The 21043-nt window shown below is 74.2% G+C and carries 8 protein-coding genes; 4 read left to right on the forward strand and 4 right to left on the reverse strand.

Annotation, left to right across the window (positions count from 1 at the left end; all coding sequences use genetic code 11):
• Window positions 1-143: 143 nt before the first annotated feature.
• The 3 genes from Aut01nite_RS42570 to Aut01nite_RS42580 are packed head-to-tail and all read right to left on the reverse strand — an operon-like array spanning window position 144 to window position 16163.
• Window positions 144-14174 carry a non-ribosomal peptide synthetase gene (locus Aut01nite_RS42570; RefSeq protein WP_043530059.1) on the reverse strand — a complete coding sequence of 4677 codons (14031 nt, stop codon included), beginning with the start codon at window positions 14172-14174 and terminating at the stop codon, window positions 144-146.
• 5 nt (window positions 14175-14179) lie between these two features.
• Window positions 14180-14443: an acyl carrier protein gene (locus Aut01nite_RS42575; protein ID WP_043530061.1), complete on the reverse strand. Its 264-nt coding sequence runs from the start codon at window positions 14441-14443 to the stop codon at window positions 14180-14182.
• A 1-nt stretch (window position 14444) separates the two neighbouring features.
• Window positions 14445-16163, reverse strand: a complete 1719-nt coding sequence (locus Aut01nite_RS42580) for a fatty acyl-AMP ligase (RefSeq protein WP_161790723.1) — start codon at window positions 16161-16163, stop codon at window positions 14445-14447.
• 371 nt (window positions 16164-16534) lie between these two features.
• Here Aut01nite_RS42580 and Aut01nite_RS42585 point away from each other — a divergent pair, with 371 nt between their 5' ends.
• From Aut01nite_RS42585 to rfbA, 4 genes are read left to right on the forward strand one after another with little or no spacing between them, the layout of a single operon-like run.
• Window positions 16535-17149 (forward strand): dTDP-4-dehydrorhamnose 3,5-epimerase family protein, encoded by a 615-nt coding sequence (locus Aut01nite_RS42585; protein WP_043530063.1) that lies wholly within the window; start codon window positions 16535-16537, stop codon window positions 17147-17149.
• A complete protein-coding gene (locus Aut01nite_RS42590) occupies window positions 17146-18582 on the forward strand; it encodes an NDP-hexose 2,3-dehydratase family protein (protein ID WP_083999694.1) in 1437 nt (478 codons plus the stop codon). The genes Aut01nite_RS42585 and Aut01nite_RS42590 overlap by 4 nt, the downstream gene beginning before the upstream one ends.
• A 10-nt stretch (window positions 18583-18592) precedes the next feature.
• On the forward strand, window positions 18593-19600 hold the full coding sequence (locus Aut01nite_RS42595; RefSeq protein WP_043530065.1) for a Gfo/Idh/MocA family protein: 1008 nt from the start codon (window positions 18593-18595) through the stop codon (window positions 19598-19600).
• Window positions 19597-20472, forward strand: a complete 876-nt coding sequence (rfbA, locus tag Aut01nite_RS42600) for a glucose-1-phosphate thymidylyltransferase RfbA (RefSeq protein WP_043530067.1) — start codon at window positions 19597-19599, stop codon at window positions 20470-20472. Before Aut01nite_RS42595 ends, rfbA begins: the two co-directional genes overlap by 4 nt.
• Window positions 20473-20627: 155 nt before the next feature.
• On the opposite strand, the gene Aut01nite_RS42605 is transcribed toward rfbA, so the two are convergent.
• Entirely contained in the window at window positions 20628-20888 is a 261-nt protein-coding gene (locus tag Aut01nite_RS42605) for a hypothetical protein (RefSeq protein ID WP_043530070.1), read from the reverse strand.
• Between the last annotated feature and the right edge of the window lie 155 nt (window positions 20889-21043).

Below are 21043 nucleotides of genomic sequence, written 5' to 3' on the forward strand. Positions count from 1 at the left end.
TAGATCCACCGCCCCGTCCAGCTCGAACACCGACTGACCGGTGTAGACGTCCAGACCGGCGCCGTCGTACACGCTGTGGAACAACAGACCCGCCTGCAACGCCGACAGCGGCAGGATGTCCTCGATAAGACGTCTCTCGGGGCTCATGAGAAAGACTCCGCTCGCAGCTCGCGTTCGAATTCGTCGATCTCGTCCTGTTCGATGGCGGACAGGACGACGTCGGACGGGGTGAGGCCCCCGGCGTCCGGGCGGTGCACGTGGTCCACCAGGGTCTGGAGGGCGCGGAAGAACCGGTGGGCGACGTCGGCCACCTCGGTCTCCGTGATCGCGCCCGGCGCCCAGGTCCAGACGGCGGTCAGCTCCGGGCCGGCGTCGCCGTCCCGGACGGCCGCGTTCAGCGCCAGGACGTGCCCGAGGGGCAGGTCCGGGTCCTGGTCGGAGCCGGTGTCGACACCGGCCTCCATGGCCCAGTCGGTGGCCTCCGGCACCGAGAAGCGGCCCAGGTAGTTGAAGACGATCCGGGGTTGCGGCAGGGCGGCCAGGTCGGGGCCGGTCCGCGGGTTGAGCCAGCGCAGCAGCCCGTGGCCGAGGCCGCCGCCGGGCACCGCCCGGACCAGCTCCTTGACGTGTTTGAGCAGCCGGCCGGTGGCCTCCCCGCCGTCCCAGGCTTCGGCCGGATCGTCCGGGCCGGCGTCCAGGCGCAGCGGGTGGATGGCGGTGAACCAGCCGGCGGTACGGGACAGGTCGGCGCCGTCGACGAGCCGGTCGTCGCGTCCGTGTCCCTCGACGTCGACCAGGACCGGCCCGCCGCCGAGCGCCAGGGTCAGCGCGGCGAGCAGCACGTCCGCCGCACCGGCCTGGTAGGCGGCCGGCACCCGGGTCAGCACCGGGTCGGTGGTCGCCGGCGGCAGGCTGAGGGTGAGCTTCCGCGCGGTGGCATACGTGTCCGCGTCCGTCAGGTCCCGGCTGCCGGGCGCCGTCGCGGGGGCGGTCAGCATCCGCCGCCACCAGTCCGCCTCGGCCTGGAGGACCGGGCGGGCCGCCTGTTCGTGCAGGCCGCGGGCCCAGCGGCGCAGCGAGGTGCGCACCGGCTCCAGGCTCACCTCGCGGCCGGCGTCGATCGCCTGCCAGGCGGTGATCAGGTCGGGTACCAGGATGCGCCAGGAGACGCCGTCGACCGCGAGGTGGTGCACGGCGATCAGCAGCCGCCCGGAGCGGTCCGGCCCGTGGTCGAACCACACCGCCTGCACCATCCGGCCGGCGGTGGCGTCGATCCGGTCGCGGGCGGCGTCGCCCTCGGCCCGGAGCGCGGCCGCGTAGGCCCGGTCGTCGGCCGCGCTGACGTCGACCCGGCGCAGCAGTCCCGCGGTCTGCGGCTGCGGTTCCGGCACGGTCAGCGTCCAGCCGTCGTCGCCGGCCACCAGGGTCAGCCGCAGCGCGTCGTGGTGCGCCACCAGCGCCGCCAGCGCGGCGGTCAGGGCCTGCTCGGTGACCGTGCCGGGAACCCGGACCACCTGCGACTGGGTGTACCTGGTGTGCGGGGTGGCCCGGCCGGCGAACCGGCTCATGATCGGGGTGAGCGGCAGGTCGCCGGTGCCGGGCTCGGTCTCGGCCGGCGTGGCGGTCCGGTCGGTGGCGACCCGGGCCAGCGCCGCCACGGTCTGGTGCTCGAACACGTCGCGCACGCTGAGTTCCAGACCGGCCCGGCGCAGCCGGGCGACCAGGTCGATGGAGAGGATGCTGTCGCCGCCGAGGTTGAAGAAGCCGTCGTCGGCGCCCACCTCCGTCAGGTGCAGGACCTCGGCGAACACCCGGCACAGCAGGGCCTCGCGGTCGGTGCGCGGCGCCCGGCGGGTCGAGTCACGGCCGTAGTCGGGGGCCGGCAGCGCGGCCCGGTCGAGTTTGCCGTTGCGGGTGAGCGGCAGGCTGTCGATGGGGACGACGACGGCCGGGACCTCGTACGCCGGGAGGCCGGCGGTCAGGTACCCGCGCAGCTCGGCCGGATCGCAGCCGGCCGCGGTGGCCGGCACGGCGTAGGCGACGAGACGGCGGTCGCCGGGACGGTCCTCGCGGACCAGCACGGCCGCGGCCCGCACGCTCGGGTGCGCGGTCAGAACCTGCTCGATCCCGGCCGGCTCGATCCGGAAGCCGCGCAGTTTCACCTGGCCGTCGGCGCGGCCGGCGAAGACGAGCTGCCCGTCGGCGGTCCACCGGGCCAGGTCGCCGGTGCGGTACATCCGGCTGCCGTCGCCGGCGAACGGGCACGCCGTGAACCGTTCGGCGGTCAGGCCGGGCCGCCCGAGGTAACCGCGGGCGAGTCCGGGACCGGCCAGGTACAGCTCGCCGGTCGCGCCCGGCGGCACCGGGCGGAGGGCCCGGTCCAGCACGTACGCGCGGACGTTGGCGAGCGGCCGGCCGATCGGGGCCGGGCCGCCGGCGGCCAGCGGCGTGCTGGCGCTGGCGTTGATCGTGCCTTCGGTGGGCCCGTACGCGTTGATCAGCCGTCGCCCGTCCGCCCAGCGCCGCACCAGCGCGTCGGTGGGCGACTCGCCGCCGACCACCAGGGTCGTGACGGTGTCCGGGAGGGTGGCCTCGGCGGGCAGGGCGGCCACCACGGCCGCGGGCAGCTTGGCGTACGTGATCCGCTCGCGCTCGATGAACCCGGTCAGCGGCGCGTCGGCGACCCGCAGGTACTCCGGGACCATGACCAGGGTGGCGCCGGTGAGCAGCGCCGTCCACATCTCCAGCACCGACACGTCGAACGAGAACGCCGCGAACTGGAGCACCCGGCTCTGCTCGGTGACGCCGTGCTCGGCGGCGAGCAGCGCCATGCTCGCCACTCCGGAGTGGGTGACGGCGACGCCCTTCGGCTGCCCGGTGGAGCCGGAGGTGTAGATGACGTAGGCGGTGTGCGCGGTCCCCGGCAGGACGGCCGGGGCGGTGTCCGGCTGCCCGTCCAGGTCCGGCAGCGCGTCCAGGATCAGGGCCGGGTTCGCGTCGGCGACCATGAACGCGATCCGGTCCTGCGGCAGCGCCGGGTCGATCGGCAGGTACGCCGCCCCGGCCTTCTGCACGCCGAGCACGGCGGTCACCGCGTCCACGCCGCGCGGCATCCGCAGCGCGACGACGTCCTCGACGCCGATGCCCCGGCCGGTCAGCCAGTGGGCGAGCCGGTTGGCGCGGGCGTCCAGCGCGGCGTACGTCAGCCGGTCGCCGTCGTGTTCGACAGCGATCCGTTCCGGGTGGGTCGCGACGATCCCGGCGAACAGCTCCGGGACGGTACGCGCCACGACGTCCCGGCCGGTGTCGTTGAACTCGTGCAGGACCCGCTCGCGTTCCGCGTCGTCGAGCAGCGGCGCCTCGCTCAGCGGCCGGTCCGGGTGCGCGGCGGCGAACGCCAGCAGCCGGATCAGCCGGCCGGCCAGCCCGGTGACGGTGGCCTCGTCGAAGAGGTCGCGGTTGTAGGTCAGCCGGCCGGTGAGCCCGTCCGGCAGCCCGTCCGCGCCGGTGTTCTCCAGCAGCGAGAACGACAGGTCGAACTTGCCGGCCGGAGTGCTGATCCGCTCGTGCCGCACGGTGAGGTTCGGCAGGTCGGCGAGGGCTTCGCGGGCCTCCTGGTGCATCGAGCCGTCCAGGTTCAGCATCACCTGGAACAGCGGGTGCCGGGTCAGCGACCGGGGCGGGTTGAGCACCTCGACGAGGCGTTCGAACGGCAGGTCCTGCTGCCCGAACGCGGCCAGGTCGAACTCGCGGACCCGGGCCAGCAGGTCGGTGAAGGCCGGGTCGCCGGAGGTGTCGGTCCGCAGCACCAGGGTGTTGACGAAGAAGCCGATCAGATCGGTCAGGGCGTCGTCGGTGCGGCCGGCGATCGGCGTTCCGATCGGGATGTCGTCGCCCGCGCCGAGCCGGGACAGCAGCCCGGCGACCGCCGCCTGCAGCACCATGAACAGGGTGGCGCGGTTGCCGCGGGCCAGTCCGGTGAGCGCGGCGTGCAGGTCGGCGGGCACCTGGAAGCCGACCTCGCCGCCGGGCAGCGAGCCGGTCGCCGGGCGCGGCCGGTCGGCCGGAAGCGCCAGTTCGACGGGCAGGCCGGCGAGCCGGTCGGTCCAGAATCCGGTCTGCTGGGCCAGCACCGTGTCGCCGAGGGCGTCGCGCTGCCACAGGGCGTAGTCGGCGTACGACACCGGCAGGTCGGCCCAGTCCGGTTCCCGGCCGGCGCAGCGGGCCGCGTACGCCCGGGTCAGGTCGCCGGCCAGCACCGGCATCGACCAGCCGTCGGTGGCGATGTGGTGCACCACCAGGGCGAGGACGTACGCGTCACCGCCGAGCGCCAGCAGGCGGGCCCGGAACGGCGGCTCGCGCAGCAGGTCGAACGGCTCGGCGGCGGCCGCGGCGAGCAGGCCCGGCAGTTCGGCGCCGGTGGCCGGGTGCTCGTCCAGGTTCGGCACGGCCGACCCGGCGGGCAGCGCCACCTGGTACGGGCCGTCGCCGTCCTCGGCGATCACGGTGCGCAGCGGCTCGTGCCGGGCCACCACGTCGCGCAGCGCGGCGAGCAGGGCGTCGCGGTTCAGGTCGCCGGTGAGGCGCAGGGCGGCCGGGATGTTGTCGGCCGCGTCCGGGCCGCGCAGGTGCTGGACGAACCAGAGACGCTGCTGGGCGTAGGACAGCGGCACCCGGGCCGGGCGGTCGGTGATCGCCTGGACGGCCGGGCGGGCGTCGGCGTCGCCGTCCAGCGCCGCCGACAGCCCGGCGACGGTCGGTGTGCGGAACACCTGGCGGATCGCCAGGTCCGTGCCGAGTGCCTCACGGATGCTGTTGACCAGGCGGTTGACCAGCAGGGAGTGGCCGCCGAGGGCGAAGAAGTCGTCGTCCAGGCCGACCGTGGCCACGCCGAGGACCTCGGCGAAGATGTCGCAGAGGATCGCCTCGCGCGGGTTGCGCGGGGCCCGGCCGGGGGTGTCGGTGCGGTAGTCCGGTTCGGGCAGCGCCCGCCGGTCCAGTTTGCCGTGCGGGGTCATCGGCAGCGCATCGAGCAGCACGACAGCCGCCGGGACCTGGTGTTCGGGCAGGTGCCGGGCCGCGTGTTCGCGCAGCTCGGCCGGGGTGGGCGCGGGTTCGGCCGGGACCGCGTAGGCGACCAGCCGCCGCTCCCCCGCCGGGTCGAGGCGCACCACGACGGCGGCCCGTTCCACCCGGGGGTGGCCGGCGACGGCGGCCTCGATCTCGCCGAGCTCGATCCGGAAACCGCGGATCTTCACCTGGGCGTCGGCGCGGCCGAGGTATTCCAGGGCGCCGTCGGGCGTCCAGCGGCCGAGGTCGCCGGAGCGGTACAGCCGGTCGCCGGGCGCGCCATACGGGTCGGCCACGAACCGGGTCGCCGACAGGTCGGGCCGGTCCAGGTAGCCGCGGGCCAGGCCGGCGCCGCCGACGTAGATCTCGCCGCGGACACCCGCCGGGACCGGCCGCAGCCGGTCGTCGAGCAGCCGCACGCTGAGGTCGGCGATCGGCTTGCCGACCACGCTGCGGGCGCCGGCGGTCAGCTCCCGGGTGATCCGCTGCAGCGTCACGTGGACGGTGGTCTCGGTGATGCCGTACATGTTGATCAGCTCGGGGCCGTCCGGGTGCCGGTCCAGCCACGGGCGCAGGCTCGCCGGGTCGAGGGCCTCGCCGCCGAAGACGACGTAGCGCAGCGCCAGGTCCGCCGGGTCGCCCGGGTAGCGGGCGTCGGCGCGCATCAGCTCGGCGAACGCGGCCGGCGTCTGGTTGAGCACGGTGACCCGCTCGTGGGCCAGCAGCCGGCGGAACTGCTCCGGGTCGCGGCTGTCGGCGTGCGACACCACGACCAGGCGGCCGCCGTACCGCAGGGCGCCCCAGATCTCCCAGACCGAGAAGTCGAAGGCGTACGAGTGGAACAGGGTCCACACGTCGTCCGGCCCGAACCCGAACTCGGCGTCGGTCTCGGTGAACAGTCGTTCCACGTTGGCGTGGGTGACCACCACGCCCTTGGGCCGGCCGGTGGAGCCGGAGGTGTAGATGACGTAGGCGGGGTGCTCCGGCCGCAGGGTGACGTCGAGCGGCGCGACCGGCCCGCCGGCGTTCTCCAGGACGACCACCGGCGCGCCGGTGGCGGGCAGCCGATCGGCCACCGCGGCCGCGGCGAGCACCAGCACCGGCCGCGCGTCCTCGGCGATCAGCCGGATCCGCTCGGCCGGGTACTCGGGGTCGACCGGCACGTAGACGCCGCCGGCCTTGACCACCGCGAGCACCGCGACGACCTGGTCGGCGGAACGCGGCACGGCCAGCATCACCCGGGACTCCGGTCGGACACCGTGACCGGCGAGCACGTGGGCCAGCGCGGTGGAGCGGGCGTCCAGTTCGGCGTACGTCAGATGCTCGTCGCCGTGGCTGACCGCGATCGCGCCCGGCCGGGCCGCGACCCGGGCCGTGAACGCGTCGACCAGCGTGCCGGTCGTCTCGGGCGTATCGGTGACGGCCCGGCCCCAGTCCAGGACCCGGCGCTGCCCGGCGTCGCCGAGCAGGTCGATGTCGGCGACCGGCAGCGCCGGGTCGGCGGCGGCCGCGCGCAGCACCCGGACCAGGCAGTCGACCAGGAAACGGGCGGTGTCCGGCTGGTAGAGGTCGGTGCTGTAGAGCAGCGCGCCGCGCAGCCCGCCGGCGCCGCCGGTGGCGTCCCACTTCTCGCCGACACCGAACAGCAGGTCGAACTTGGCGGCCCCGGTGCCCACGTCGTGCGGGGTCACGGTCAGGCCCATCAGCTCGCCGGCCCGTTCGGCGGTGCGGTCCTGCGCCGAGTTGTCGAACGCCAGGGCCACCTGGAACAGCGGGTGCCGGCCCATCGAACGCTGCGGGTTGAGCGCCTCGACCAGCTGCTCGAAGGGCAGGTCCTGGTGGGCGTACGCGGCCAGGCCGGTCTCCCGGACCCGGGCCAGCAGCTGCGCCGTCGTCGGGTTGCCGGTCAGGTCGGTGCGCAGCACCAGGGTGTTGACGAAGAAGCCGACCAGTTCCTCGGCGGCGGAGTCGAGACGCCCGGCGACCGGGGAGCCGATCGCCACGTCGGTGCCCGCGCCGAGCCGGTGCAGCACGGTCGCGAGGGCCGCCTGCACCACCATGAACAGGGTGACGTGGTGCTCCCGGGCGAGGGTGCGCAGTGCCTCGTGGGTGTCCGGCGGCAGCTCGAAGGTGATCTTCCGGCCCTGGTAGGACGGGGCCGGCGGGCGGGGCAGGTCGGTCGGCAGGTCGATCTGCTCGGGCAGTCCGGCGAGCTGTTCACGCCAGTAGGCGATCTGGCCGCCGAGCAGCTCGTCGCCGAGCACCCGCTGCTGCCACAGGGTGTAGTCGGCGTACTGGATCGGCAGCGGCGCCCACTGCGGGGCACGGCCGTCGTGCCGGGCCGCGTACGCCTCGGCGAGGTCCCGGGCCAGCAGCGGCACCGACCAGCCGTCCGCGGCTATGTGGTGCATCACCAGCAGCAGCACGTGCCGCCGCGGCGTGACCGCGAACAGCCGCGCGACGAGCGGGATCTCGGTGGCCAGGTCGAAGCGGTGCGCGACGGCCTCGGTGAGCCGGGCGTCCAGGTCCTCCGCCGCGACGGTCTCCACCGGCAGGTCCGGGGCGGCCCGGCCGGCGTCGACGATCTCCTGGTACGGCCCGTCGGCGTCCTCGGTGATCAGGGTGCGCAGCGACTCGTGCCGGGCCACCACGTCGGCCAGCGCGGCGGTGAGCGCGACCCGGTCCAGGTCGCCGTCCAGGGTCAGCGCCAGCGGCATGTTGTACGTGCTGCCGGCCTCCTCCAGGCGGTGCAGGAACCACAGGCGGCGCTGGGCGAAGGACAGCGGCAGCCGCTCCGGGCGGGAGACCGGCTCCAGCCGGGGCCGGGCCGCGTTGACCCGGGTCACCAGCGCCCGGGCCAGACCGGCCGGGGTGGGCGTGCGGAACAGTTGCCGGATGGTCACCTCGACCCGGAACATCGCCCGGACCCGGGAGGCGAGGCTGGTGCCGAGCAGCGAGTGCCCGCCCAGCTCGAAGAAGTTGTCGTCCGGGCCGACCGACGGCACGCCGAGCACCTCGGCGAACATGCCGCAGAGCAGCTCCTCCTCGGGGCCGGCGGCGGGGCGGGCCACCCCTTCCGGCTGCTCGGGTGCGGGCAGCGCCTTCCGGTCCACCTTGCCGCTGATGTTGACCGGCAGCTCGGGCAGGAACACGTACGCGCCGGGCAGCATGTGCTCGGGCAGCAGCCGGGCCAGGTGGGCGCGCATCTCCCCGGCGCCCACCGCCCGGTCGCCGCCGACCAGGTAGGCGACCAGCTGCGGGGTGCCGGGCCGGTCCTCGCGCAGCACCACCACGGCCTGGCGGATCTCCGGGTGCGCCGCGACGGCCGCCTCGATCTCACCGAGCTCGATCCGGAAGCCGCGCAGTTTGACCTGGTCGTCGGCGCGACCCAGGAACTCCAGGTCGCCGCCGCGGTTCCAGCGGGCCCGGTCGCCGGTGCGGTAGAGCCGGCCGCCGGCCGGGCCGAACGGGTCGGCCACGAACCGCTGCGCGGTCAGGCCGGGCTGGGCCAGGTAGCCGCGGGCCAGGCCGATGCCGGCCACGTACAGCTCGCCGGGAACCCCGGCCGGGACCGGGCGCAGCCGCTCGTCGAGCACGTAGACGCGGGTGTTCACCGACGGCCTGCCGATCGGCACGACGGCCGGGGCGGCGCCGGGCGGGCAGCGCCAGCTGGTCGCGTCGACGGTGGTCTCGCTCGGGCCGTACGCGTTGTACAGCACCCGCCCCGCCGACCAGGCCTGCACCAGGCCGGGCGTGGACGCCTCACCGGCGAGCACGATGGTCAGCCCGGCCGGGACCTGCGCCGGGGTCATCACGGTCAGCGCGGCCGGCGGCAGGGTGGCGTGGGTGATCGCCGCGTCGGTGAGGAACCGGGCCAGCGGCTCGCCCGGGGCCCGCTCCTCCGCGGACGGCACGACCAGGGTGGCGCCGGACAGCAGCGCCATCGAGATCTCGGAGACCGAAGCGTCGAACGCGGCCGAGGCGAACTGGAGCACCCGGTCGCCGGGGCGCACGCCGAACGCGGGCACCTGGGTGGCGACCAGGCTGGGCAGGCCGGCGTGGGTGACCACGACGCCCTTGGGGCGGCCGGTCGAGCCGGAGGTGTAGATGACGTACGCCGGGTGCTCGGGCCGCAGCGTGCCGCGGCGTTCGCCGTCGGTCAGGCGCGAGCCGTCCGGGTCGCCGTCGCCCGGGTGGACGACCGTCACGCCGTCGCCGGCCTGCCCGGCCACCGTCGCGGCGCCGGTGAGCACCGCGACCGGGGCCGCGTCGGCGAGGACGGTGCGGATGCGCTGCTCCGGGTACTCGGGGTCGATCGGCAGGTAGGCGGCGCCGGTCTTGAGGACCGCGATCACGCCGGTGATCAGCTCGACCGAGCGGGGCAGGGCGATCGCGACCACCGTCTCCGGCCCGGCGCCGGCCGCGACCAGGCGGCGGGCCAGACGGTTCGCGGCGTCGTCGAGCTCGGTGTAGGACCGGGTGACGCCGCCGGACTCGACAGCGGTCAGGTCGGGGGTACGGCGTACCTGCTCCTCGAAGAGCGCCGGCCAGGTCCGCTCCGGCACCTCGGCGGCGGTGGTGTTCCACTCGTGCAGCAGCCTGTCGCGTTCGGCCGCCTCGGTCACCTCGATCTCGCCGACACGCAGCCGCGGGTCGGCGGTCACCTGCCGCAGCACCCGCTGCAGCCGGTCGATCAGGGACAGCGCGGTGGGGGCGTCGAACAGGTCCTCGGCGAACCGCACGCCACCGGTGATGCCCTGCGGGTCCCCGCCGGCGGTGAAGTGCTCACCGAGGTCGATGGACAGGTCGAACTCGGCGCCGCCGGTGTCGGTGTCGATCAGCTCGACACCCAGGCCGGTACGGTCCGCGACGGCCCGCAGGCCGTCCTGCTCGAAGGTGTTCTGGTAGCTGAGCATGACCTGGAACAGCGGGTGCCGGGCGAGCGAGCGCTCCGGGCGCAGCAGGTCCACGAGGCGCTCGAACGGGACGTCCTGGTGGGCGTACGCCCGCAGATCGGTGTCCCGGACCCGGTCCAGCAGCTCGGCGAAGGTCGGGTCGCCGGAGGTGTCGGTGCGCAGCACGACCGTGTTCACGAACGCGCCGACCATCTCCTCGACGACGTCGTCGCCCCGGCCGGCGACCGGCGAGCCGATCGGGATGTCGGTGCCCGCGCCGAGCCGGGTGAGCAGCGCGGCGAGGCCGGCCTGGAGGACCATGAAGACGCTGGTACGGCTGTCCCGCGCGAGCCTGGTGAGCGCGGCGTGCAGGTCGGCGGGCAGGCCGATCTCCAGCCGCCGGCCGCGCCGCGACGCGACCGCCGGGCGGGGCCGGTCGACCGGCAGCGCCAGCTCGTCCGGCAGGTCACGCAGCTCGTCGCGCCAGAACGCGAGCTGGCGCGACATCGGGCTGTCCGGGTCGTCCTCGGCGCCCAGGGCGGTGCGCTGCCACAGCGTGTAGTCGGCGTAGTGCACGGCGAACGGCGCCCAGTCCGGGGCGTGGCCGGCGCGGCGGGCGGCGTACGCGGCCGCGACGTCGCCGACCATCCGCTGCATCGACCAGCCGTCGCCGGCGACGTGGTGCAGCAGCAGCAACAGCACGTGCCCGCCGTCGCCGGCCGGGTAGAGGGTGGCCCGCAGCGGCAGGTCCGTCGCCAGGTCGTACCGGTAGCGGATGTCCTCCTTGAGCCGGTCCGCCCAGGCGCCCTCGGCGGCCACGTGCAGGTCGCAGGCGGCCTCGCCGATCGGCACCACGACCTGGAGCAGGTCGGCGCCGTCCTCGACCATCAGGGTGCGCAGCGGCTCGTGCCGGTTCAGCACGTCGATCAGCGCGGCCTGGAGGGCCTCCCGGTCCAGCGGGCCGGTCAGCCGCAGCGCCGCCGGGATGTTGTAGGTCGCGTTGGTCTCGTCGATGCGGTCCAGGAACCACCAGCGGTGCTGCGCGAACGACGCCGGGACGCGCTCCGGCCGCACGAACGTGGCCCACTGCGGACGGCCGGAGCCGGCCGTCTTGAGCGCGGCGGCGACCCCGGCGACGGTCGGGGTGTCGAACACCTGCCGCACCGAGACGTCCGCGCCGAGGGTGGCCCGGATCCGGGCGGCGAGCCGGGTGGCCAGCAGCGAGTGGCCGCCCAGCCGGAAGAAGTCGTCGTGGACGCCGACCCGGTCGACGCCGAGCACGTCGGCGAACAGGCCGCTGAGCAGTTCCTCGGCGGCGTCGCGGGGCGCGCGGTCCGGGCGGTCGGCGGTGTAGCTGGGGGCGGGCAGCCGCCGCCTGTCGAGTTTGCCGTTGACGGTCAGCGGGATCTCGCCGACGGCCACGACGGCGGCCGGCACCATGTACTCCGGCAGCGTCGTGGCGAGCGCGGCGCGCAGCGCCTCCGGGTCCGGGGCGGTGTCACCGGCCGGGGTGACGTAACCGACCAGGCGCTGGTCGCCGGGCTGGTCCTCGCGCAGCACCACGACGGCCTGCGCCACGGTGGCCTGGGCGGCGAGCGCGGCGGCGATCTCGCCCGGCTCCACCCGGTGGCCACGGATCTTGACCTGCTCGTCGGCACGGCCGGCGTACTCGAGAAGTCCGTCCGGGGTCCAGCGGGCCAGGTCGCCGGTGCGGTACATGCGGGCGCCGGCGGGGCCGTACGGGTCGGCGACGAACCGCTCGGCGGTCAGACCGGGCCGCCGGTGGTAGCCGCGGGCCAGCACCGAACCGGCGATGTACAGCTCGCCGGCGGCGCCGGTCGGCAGCGGTTGCAGGGCGGCGTCCAGCACGTACGCCCGGGCGTTGGCGAACGGCAGGCCGATCGGGACCGGCCCGTCGGCCAGTGCGGCGCCGGGTTCGATGCGGTGGTCCAGGCAGTTGACGGTCGCCTCGGTCGGCCCGTACGCGTTGATCACCACCGCGTCCGGGTGCCGTTCCCGCCAGCGGCGCAGCGCGTGCCCGTGCAGCGCCTCGCCGCCGAGCACCAGGTACCCGGTCGGGGACGCCTCGTCGGGCAGCGCGTCGAGCAGCTCCAGGTGGCTGGGCGTCACCTTGGCGAAGGTGCCGGCGCCGGCCGCGCGGACGCCGTCCTCGGTGAGCTCGGCGACCCGGACGCAGCCGCCGCTGACCAGCGGGGTGTAGAGGGCGGTCACGGTGAGGTCGAAGGAGACCGGCGAGTGCAGCAGCGACCGGCCGGCGGCGGCCGGGTAGGCGGCGCGGGCCCGGTGCAGGTACCCGGCGACCGAACGATGCTCGACCACCACGCCCTTGGGCCGGCCGGTGGAGCCGGAGGTGTAGATCAGGTAGGCGGGGTGCGCGGGGTCGCGCGGCACGGCCCGCTCGGCGTCGGTGACCGGGGCGGCCTTCCGGGCGTCGATGGCGGCCCGCTCGCCCGCGTCGTCCAGGACGACGGTGGCGATCCCGGCGGGCAGCCGATCGGCCAGATCGGCGGTGGTGACGGCCAGGACCGGGACGGCGTCCCCGGCCATCAGGGCGATCCGCTCGGCCGGGACCCGCGGGTCGATCGGCAGGTACGCGGCGCCGGACTCCAGCACGCCGAGCAGCGCGGCCACCACGTCGGCGGACTGCGGCATCAGGACCGCGACGTACGATCCGGCGACGGCGCCCCGGTCGATCAGGTGCCGGGCCAGCCGGTTCACCCGGGCGGTGAGCTGGGCGTACGTCCAGGTGACGGTGTCGTCGGCGACAGCCGGCGCGTCCGGGGTGGCGGCGGCCTGCTCGGCCAGCATCTCCGGCAGCAGGGTGGCCGGGACGTCCACCCGCGGGCCGTGCGCGGCGGTGAGCAGGCGGGCCAGGTCGGCGGGCGGCACCACGGACGCCCGGCCGACCGGCCGGTCCACGTCGGCGAGCAGCCGGTCGAGCAGGGCCAGCAGCCCGTCGCGGTGCCGGCGGACCGCCTCCGGCGGGTGCACGGCCGGGTTGCCGTCGACGTCGAGGCGGATGCCGGTGCCGGGGGTGCCGTAGACGTGCACGGACAGGTCCTTGACCCGGCCGGCGGACAGTTGCCGCGGCTGCACGGTCAGGTCCCCGAACCGCAGGGTCTGGTCGAAGGTGGCCAGGTTGATCACCGGGCCGGTGATGGTGGCGCTGCCGGCCCGGCCCAGGGCGGCGTGCAGGTCCTCGCCGCGGAAACGCTGGTGCCGGACGGCCAGGCCGAGTTTGCCGGCGGTGTGCCGGATCAGCTCACGGAAGGTGGTGGCGGGCGTGCCGTCCAGGCGCAGCGGCACCTCGTTGGCGAGCATCGCCGGGACGGTCAGGGCGGCGGCGCTGGCCCGTGCGGTGACCGGCAGGCCGAGCACCACGTCGTCGCCGGTGGTGAGGCGCTGCACGTACGCGGCGAAGGCGGCGACCAGCACCACGCTCCACCGGACCTCGGCCGCCTCGGCGGCCGCCACCAGCGCCGCCTCCTGGGCGGCGGTGAGGGTGACACCGGCCCGCAGGTCGCTGTGGCCGGGCGCGGCGGCCGGGCCGAGCAGGGTCGGCTCGCCGAGGTCGCCGGCCTCGGCCAGCCAGTGGTCGCGGTCCCGGCCGAACCGTTCGCCGGCCCGGTACGCCTCCTCCTCGGCGAGCAGCCCGGCGACGGTCCCGGCCGGCGGCGGGGTGGGCTCGGCGCCGGTCAGCAGCGCGGTGTACAGCTCGGCGACCCGGCGCAGGTGCAGCGTCTGGCTCCACCCGTCGAGCAGGATGTGGTGGTAACGGAAGTAGAGGATGTCGCGGTCCGGCGCGACACGCAGCAGCGCGTGCCGGTACAGCGGCCCGGCCGCCAGGTCGGCGGCGGTGTCCAGGTCGGCCCGCATCCACTCGTCGGCCGCCGCGCCCGGCTCGGCGGCGCCGCGCAGGTCGACGACCTGCAACGGCTGCCGGGGAGCCGGGTCGATGTGCTGCACGACCTCGTCGTCGCCGGTGGCGGTGAAACGGGCGCGCAGGGCGGGCGTCTCGTCCAGCGCGCGGGTCACCGCGGCGGCGAGGAGCGTGGCGTCGGCCGCACCGGGCAGCTCGGCGCAGACGCCGACCTGGTACAGCGGTTCCCCACGGTGGAGCTGCTGGGCCACCCACACACCGCGCTGCGCGGCGGAGAGCCCCTGCGTCACCGGCTCGACATCAACCATTGTTCCTACGCACCCTTCGCGTGTGACGGGGGCCGGCCGGGCATGTCCAGAAGTTCGACGAGGTCGTCGACGGCCGGGTGGTCGTACAGCAGATCCGGGTCCAGGTCACGGCGGACCCGGTCCTCGAGTTCGCCGATCAGGGCCACCGCGGACACCGAGTCCAGGCCCTGGTCGGCCAGCGGCCGGTCGGTCGCGATGCGCTGCGGCGAGACGTCCAGCAGCAGGGCGGCCCGGTCCACGATCCAGGCCCTCAGGTCGGTGCCGGCCATGTCAGACCAGCTCCCGGTTCGGCACCAGGGTGTGCCAGCGCTCGTCGACGTCGGCGTACTCGACGGCCAGCTCACCGGCGCGGACCAGCTCGCGGGTGGCGGACCGTTCGATCTTGCCGCTGGTGGTCCGGCGGACCGCGCCGCGCCGGACCAGGATCACCGCGGCCGGGGTGACGCCGAACTCGCGGAACACCGTGCGGCGCATGCCCGCGGCCAGCCCGGGCAGGGCCCCCCGGTCGCGCGGGTTGGTGACCTCGTGGACCACCACGAGCGGGTCGTCCGAGGCGCCGTCCGTGGTCATGGTGAACACGGCGCCGACGTTGCCGAGCTCGACGTGGTGGGTGCGCAGCTCGTACTCGACGTCCTGCGGGTAGATGTTGCGGCCGCGCACGATCATCATGTCCTTGCGACGGCCGGTCACGTAGATCTCGCCGTCGTACAGGGCGCCGAGGTCCCCGGTCCGCAGGAACCCGCCCTCGCCGTCGCTGGTGACCGCGCCGAACACCGCGTCGGTGGCCTCCTGGCGGCGCCAGTAACCCTGGCTGACGCTGTCGCCGCGCAGCCAGATCTCGCCGACCTCGCCGGCGCCGAGCACGGTACGGGTCTCCGGGTCGACCACCCGCACGTCGAAGGTCCCGGCCTGGCCGTTGCTGGCCAGCTCGCGGGCGTCGGCGTCGCCGGCGGCCGGTTCCAGCCGCCCCGCGGCCAGCCCGGTGACGTCGGCGCGCACCGTGGTCAGCGGGCGGGGCGCCGAACCGGACACGAACACCGTCGCCTCGGCCAGGCCGTAACAGGGCGAGCAGGCGTCGGCGGCGAACCCGGCCGCGGCGAAGCGCTCGGCGAACGCGCGCATGGTGGCCGCCCGGACCGGCTCGGAGCCGTTCACCGCGTACCGCCAGCGGGACAGGTCCAGGCCGGCGGTCTGCTCGGCGGTGACCCGGGTGAGGCAGTACTCGTAGGCGAAGTTCGGGGCGGGCGACCAGCCGATGTCGTACCGGTCGATCATCCGCAGCCAGGCGTGCGGCCGCTTGAGGAAGCTGGTCGGCTCCATCAGCACACAGGTGCTGCCGTAGAACAGGGCCGGCAGGGTCTGCGCCATCAGGCCCATGTCGTGGAACTGCGGGGCCCAGCCGCCGAACCGGACGTCCGGCCCGACCGCCAGGCCGTCGCGCAGCGCGGCGGCGTTGGCCAGCAGGTTGCCGTGCGTCACCAGGACGCCCTTCGGGTCGCCGGTGGAGCCGGAGGTGTACTGCAGCAGTCCCAGGCTGGACGCGTCGGTGGCCGGCGGCGTCCAGGTGTCCGGGTCGACGCCCAGGTCGGCGTCGGTGGCCAGCACCTCCAGGCCGTCCCGGCCGCCAGCGGCCAGGAACTCGCCGATGTCGGCCAGGTGGGCGGTCTCGGTGAGCACCGCGGAGATCTCCGCGTCGGCGGCGATGCCGTGCACCCGGCGCTGCTCATGGCGCTGACGGCCGGGCAGCGGCGCGGGGACGGCGACCATCCCGGCGTAGAGGCAGCCGAGGAAGCCGACGGTGAACCGGACCGGCGAGTAGAGCAGCAGGATCCGGGAGTTCTCGGCGTACCGCCGGCGCAACCGGACGGCGACGGCACGGGCCAGGCGGTCGAGTTCGGCGTACGTCAGGCGCTCGTCGTGTCCCTCGTCCGGATCGGTCACCTGGACGAGCGCGTCGGCGTTCGGTCGCTCGGCGACCCAGCGGCGCACGGCACGAACCGCGTCTGGAGTGTCTGAAAGCATCATTGACTCCCCGGAAAGAAATCGAAGAATGGCGGCCGGCCGGGCGGAAGAATTCATTGTCCGGCGTTCAGCAGCGTCAACGTATCCACGCCCATTGGGCCGGTCAAGGCACCGAAATTAGGGCCAGGGTTGAACATTGAGGTGGGTGTCCGAGCCGCTCACCAGCGGTTCAACCCCTCATCGGCCCACTATTTCGGGCACCGCTGAAAGGGGGTATCTGGCACTGGGGGCCGGTGCTACGGTCCGAACACCGTGGAGCAGCCTCGCTGTTCTCATTGGTTAGTCCTACGCGCGCGGCAATTGTTGAGAACAGCCGCCGGAATTGAGGGGACCCCCGCATGAAGATCAGCGCTACCTCGCTACCCGACGTGTTCCGCGTCCAGCCCGAGAAGATTCCGGACCGGCGCGGAACCTTCCACGAGGCGTTCCGCACCGACGAGCTCTCCGAGGCGATCGGCCGCAAGTTCGAGGTGAAGCAGGTCAACTTCTCCGTGTCGCACCGCAACACGCTGCGCGGCATCCACGGCTCCATCACCCCGCCCGGCCAGGCGAAGCTGGTCACCTGCGTCCGCGGCGCGGTGCTCGACGTGGTGGTCGACCTGCGCATCGGCTCGCCGACGTACGGCGAGCACCTGGTCACCCTGCAGACGGCCGAGTCCGGTCTGGCCGTCTACATGGCCGAGGGCCTCGGTCACGGCTTCCTCGCGCTGACCGACGACACCTGCATCAACTACGTGTGCAACGTCCCGTACACCGACGGCAGCCAGATCGCCATCGACCCGCTCGACCCGGCGCTGGGCATCCCGTGGGAGCTGCACGGTGAGCCGATCCGGTCGGACAAGGACGCCGCGGCGCCGTCGCTGGCCGAGGTGGCGGCGACCGGGGTCCTGGCCACCTATGCGGACTGTGTCGCCCTGATGCGGGGCGAACTGACGGTTCCGGCGCCGGCATGATCATCGACACCGGGCAGGACGTCCGCGAGCGGCCGCGCGCGGACCCGTACGGCATCTCCGCGGCCCTGCTCGACGACGGCATCCGGCCGCTCGCCGGCTTCGACGCGTGGCTCACCGGGCGGCAGCGGGCCCAGCGACACCGGATCACCCGCATCCCGTTCGCCGCGATGGACGGCTGGTCGTTCGAGCCGGGCACCGGCAACCTGGTGCACCACAGCGGCCGGTTCTTCTCCGTCGAAGGGCTGGACGTGCACACCGACCGCCGGTGGGCCGGGCACTGGCGGCAGCCGATCATCGTGCAGCCGGAGGTCGGCGTCCTCGGCATCCTGGTCAAGCGGTTCGGCGGGGTGCCGCACCTGCTGATGCAGGCCAAGATGGAGCCGGGCAACATCAACGGCGTCCAGTTGTCGCCGACCGTGCAGGCCACCCGCAGCAACTACACCGGCGTGCACGGCGGCCGCGGAGTGCCGTACCTGAACCACTTCCTCGGCGCGGACCGCGGCCGGGTGATCGCCGACGTGCTCCAGTCCGAGCAGGCGGCGTGGTACCTGCACAAGCGCAACCGCAACATGATCGTCGAGGTCACCGGCCCGGTGGAGGAGCACGAGGACTTCCGCTGGCTCACCCTCGGCCAGATCCGGCAGCTGCTGCACCGCGACCACCTGGTCAACATGGACACCCGGACGGTGCTGGCCTGCCTGCCCGCGCCGGACGGGCCGCTCGGCGCCGCCCCGCCGCGGGACCGGTTCGGCGCGCTGGTACGCCAGTCGATGGCCGGCGGCTTCCACCCGGTGACACCGACCGCGGAGCTGCTCAGCTGGCTGACCGACGTCCGGACCCGGCGCCAGCTGGTGCAGCGCCGGGTGCCGCTGAACGACACCGCCGGGCACGGCTGGCACCGCGACGACGACGGCATCGCGCACCGGGACGGCAGGTACTTCACCGTCATCGCGGTGCACGTGGAGGCCGGCAACCGGGAGGTCCGCTCCTGGAGCCAGCCGCTGATCGCCCCGGTCGACCAGGGCGTCGTCGCCCTCATCGTCAAGCCGATCGGCGGGGTGCTGCACGCGCTGGTGCAGGCCCGGGTGGACGCCGGCGCGGTCAACGTGGCCGAACTGGCGGCGACCGTGCACTGCCAGCCGGGCAACTACCGCGACGTCCCGGCGGAGGCCCGGCCGGCGTACCTGGACGAGGTGCTGACCTCGGATCCGGCCCGGATCCGCTACGACGTCGTGCACACCGAGGAGGGCGGCCGGTTCTACCACGCCCGCAACCGCTACCTGGTCGTCGAGGCCGGACCCGATTTCGACGGCACACCCGGCGACCACCACCGCTGGGTGTCGCTGCGTCAACTGTCCCGGCTGGCGCGGCACTACAACTACCTCAACGTCGAGCTGCGCAGCCTGCTCGCGGGCGTGCACACCCTCCAGTAAGGAAACCGTGATGAACGCTCCGCTGCGCTTCGGGATCATGGGCTGCGCGGACATCGCGCGGCGCAAGATGCTGCCGGCGCTGGACGCCGAACCCACCGCGGTGGTCACCGCGGTGGCCAGCCGCGACCTCGCCAAGGCCGCCGATCTGACCGCCCGCTTCGGTGGCGAGCCGGTGCAGGGCTACGACCGCCTGCTGGACCGCGACGACGTCGACGCGGTGTACGTTCCGCTGCCCGCCGTCCTGCACGCCGAGTGGATCGACCGTGCCCTGAACGCCGGCAAGCACGTGCTCGCCGAGAAACCTCTCACCACCGACGCGACCGAGACCCGTGACCTGTACGCCCTCGCCGAGCGCCGGGGTCTCGTGCTGTTCGAGAACTTCATGTTCCTGCAGCACTCCCAGCACGCCGCGGTCGCCCGGATGCTCGCCGACGGGGTCATCGGTGAGCTGCGCGGCTTCTCCGCCACCTTCACCATCCCGCCCAAGCCGGCCGGCGACATCCGCTACCTGCCGGCGGTCGGCGGCGGCGTGCTCGACGACGTCGGCGTCTATCCGGTACGGGCCGCCCTGCACCACCTTCCCGGCCCGCTCGCCCTGACCGGCGCCGTGCTGCGCCAGGATCCGGCGCACGGCGTGGTCATCTCCGGCAGCATCCTGCTGCACACCGGCACCGGCATTCCGGCCCAGCTGCAGTTCGGCATGGAGCACGGCTATCGCAGCGGGTACGAGCTGATCGGCAGCGCCGGCCGGATCGTGCTGGACCGGGCCTTCACCCCGCCGCCCGGCGTCCAGCCCGTCGTGCGCATCCAGCGGCAGGACCACTACGAGGAGGTCACCTTGCCCGCCGACGATCAGTTCCGCAACGTCGTCACCCTGTTCACCGGCGCGGTGGCGGCCGGTGATCCGCTGAACGAGTTCGCCGGCGCCTCGATCCGGCTGGCGGATCTGATGGACAGCATCAAGAAGAACGCCGACGTCCGGCTCACCACCGGCGACCTGACGGGAGTTCTGTCGTGAAGGGCATCGTCCTGGCCGGGGGCAGCGGCACCCGGCTGCACCCGCTCACCATTCCGGTCTCCAAGCAGCTGCTGCCGGTCGGTGACAAACCGATGATCTACTACCCGATCTCGACGCTGATGGTCGCCGGGATCCGCGACATCCTGGTGATCACCCGTCCCGAGGACGCCCCGATGTTCCAGACCCTGCTCGGCGACGGCTCGCGTCTCGGGCTGAACATCACCTACGGCACCCAGGACGAGCCGCGCGGCATCGCCGAGGCGGTGATCATCGGCGCCGACCACATCGGTGACGACAGCTGCGCGCTGGTGCTCGGCGACAACGTCTTCCACGGCACCCGCTTCGGTCGGATGCTGCAGGACGAGGCGGCCGGCCTGGACGGGTGCACGCTGTTCGGGTACCGGGTGCACGACCCGGAGCGGTACGGCGTGGGCGTCACCGACGAGTCCGGCCGGCTGATCGCGATCGAGGAGAAGCCGCGTGAACCGCGGTCCAACCTGGCGATCACCGGCCTCTACCTGTACGACAACGAGGTCGTCGACATCGCCAAGAACATCCAGCCGTCGGCCCGCGGCGAGCTGGAGATCACCGACGTCAACCGGGTCTACCTGGAGCGCGGCCGGGCCCGCCTGATCGACCTGGGCCGTGGTTTCGCCTGGCTGGACACCGGCACCCCGGAGTCGCTGCTGCAGGCCGGTCAGTACGTGCGCACCCTGGAGGAACGCCAGGGCGTGCGGATCGCGTGCCTGGAGGAGCTGGCGCTGCGGATGGGCTTCATCGACGCCGACACCTGTCACCGCCTCGGCGCGGAGATGTCCGGCTCGGGATACGGCCGTTACATCATGAGCATCGCCCGCGAGCTCGCCGCCTGACCACGAGCGAAGGGGCCCGCCGATGCCGGCGGGCCCCTTCGCTGTCCTTTCCGAGAGTCCGGTGCACACAAGGGACCGGGGGCCCGCCGGGTGTCGGCGGGCCCCCGGTCGATCCCGCCGCGCGACGGGGGAGGCGCGCGGCGGGAGTTCGTGGGTCAGGCGTTGCTGGGGCGGTTGCGGGCGGCCGGGCGGCCGGAGACGTACCAGAGGATGATGCCGATCCCCGGAACCAGGACGACCAGCCAGATCCAGCGCTTGCGGGACTGCGGACTCAGCTGCGCCTTCGAGATGCTGACCAGGGTCACTCCGAAGAGGATCACGTGGATGGCCAGGAAGGCGACCCAGAAGGCGATGCCACCGAGGGTCTGCGCGAGGTCGGGGGCGGCGAGCAGGGCGTTAGCGGCGAAAGCGGTCATTTCTACATCCTTCGTGATCGTCGGTGCGGAGGAAAGCCGAGCGGCCGCCGTCTGGGGTTCGCGGTCCGCGTTAGGGGGTGGGGCGCGGTGTGGACTTCGGCGCTCAGGCGGTGTCGCGGCGGCGGAAGGCGAGGGCGCCGGCGCCGAGGGCGAGT

It is taken from the genome of Actinoplanes utahensis (assembly GCF_016862455.1).
GTDB classification, from domain to species: Bacteria; Actinomycetota; Actinomycetes; order Mycobacteriales; family Micromonosporaceae; genus Actinoplanes; species Actinoplanes utahensis.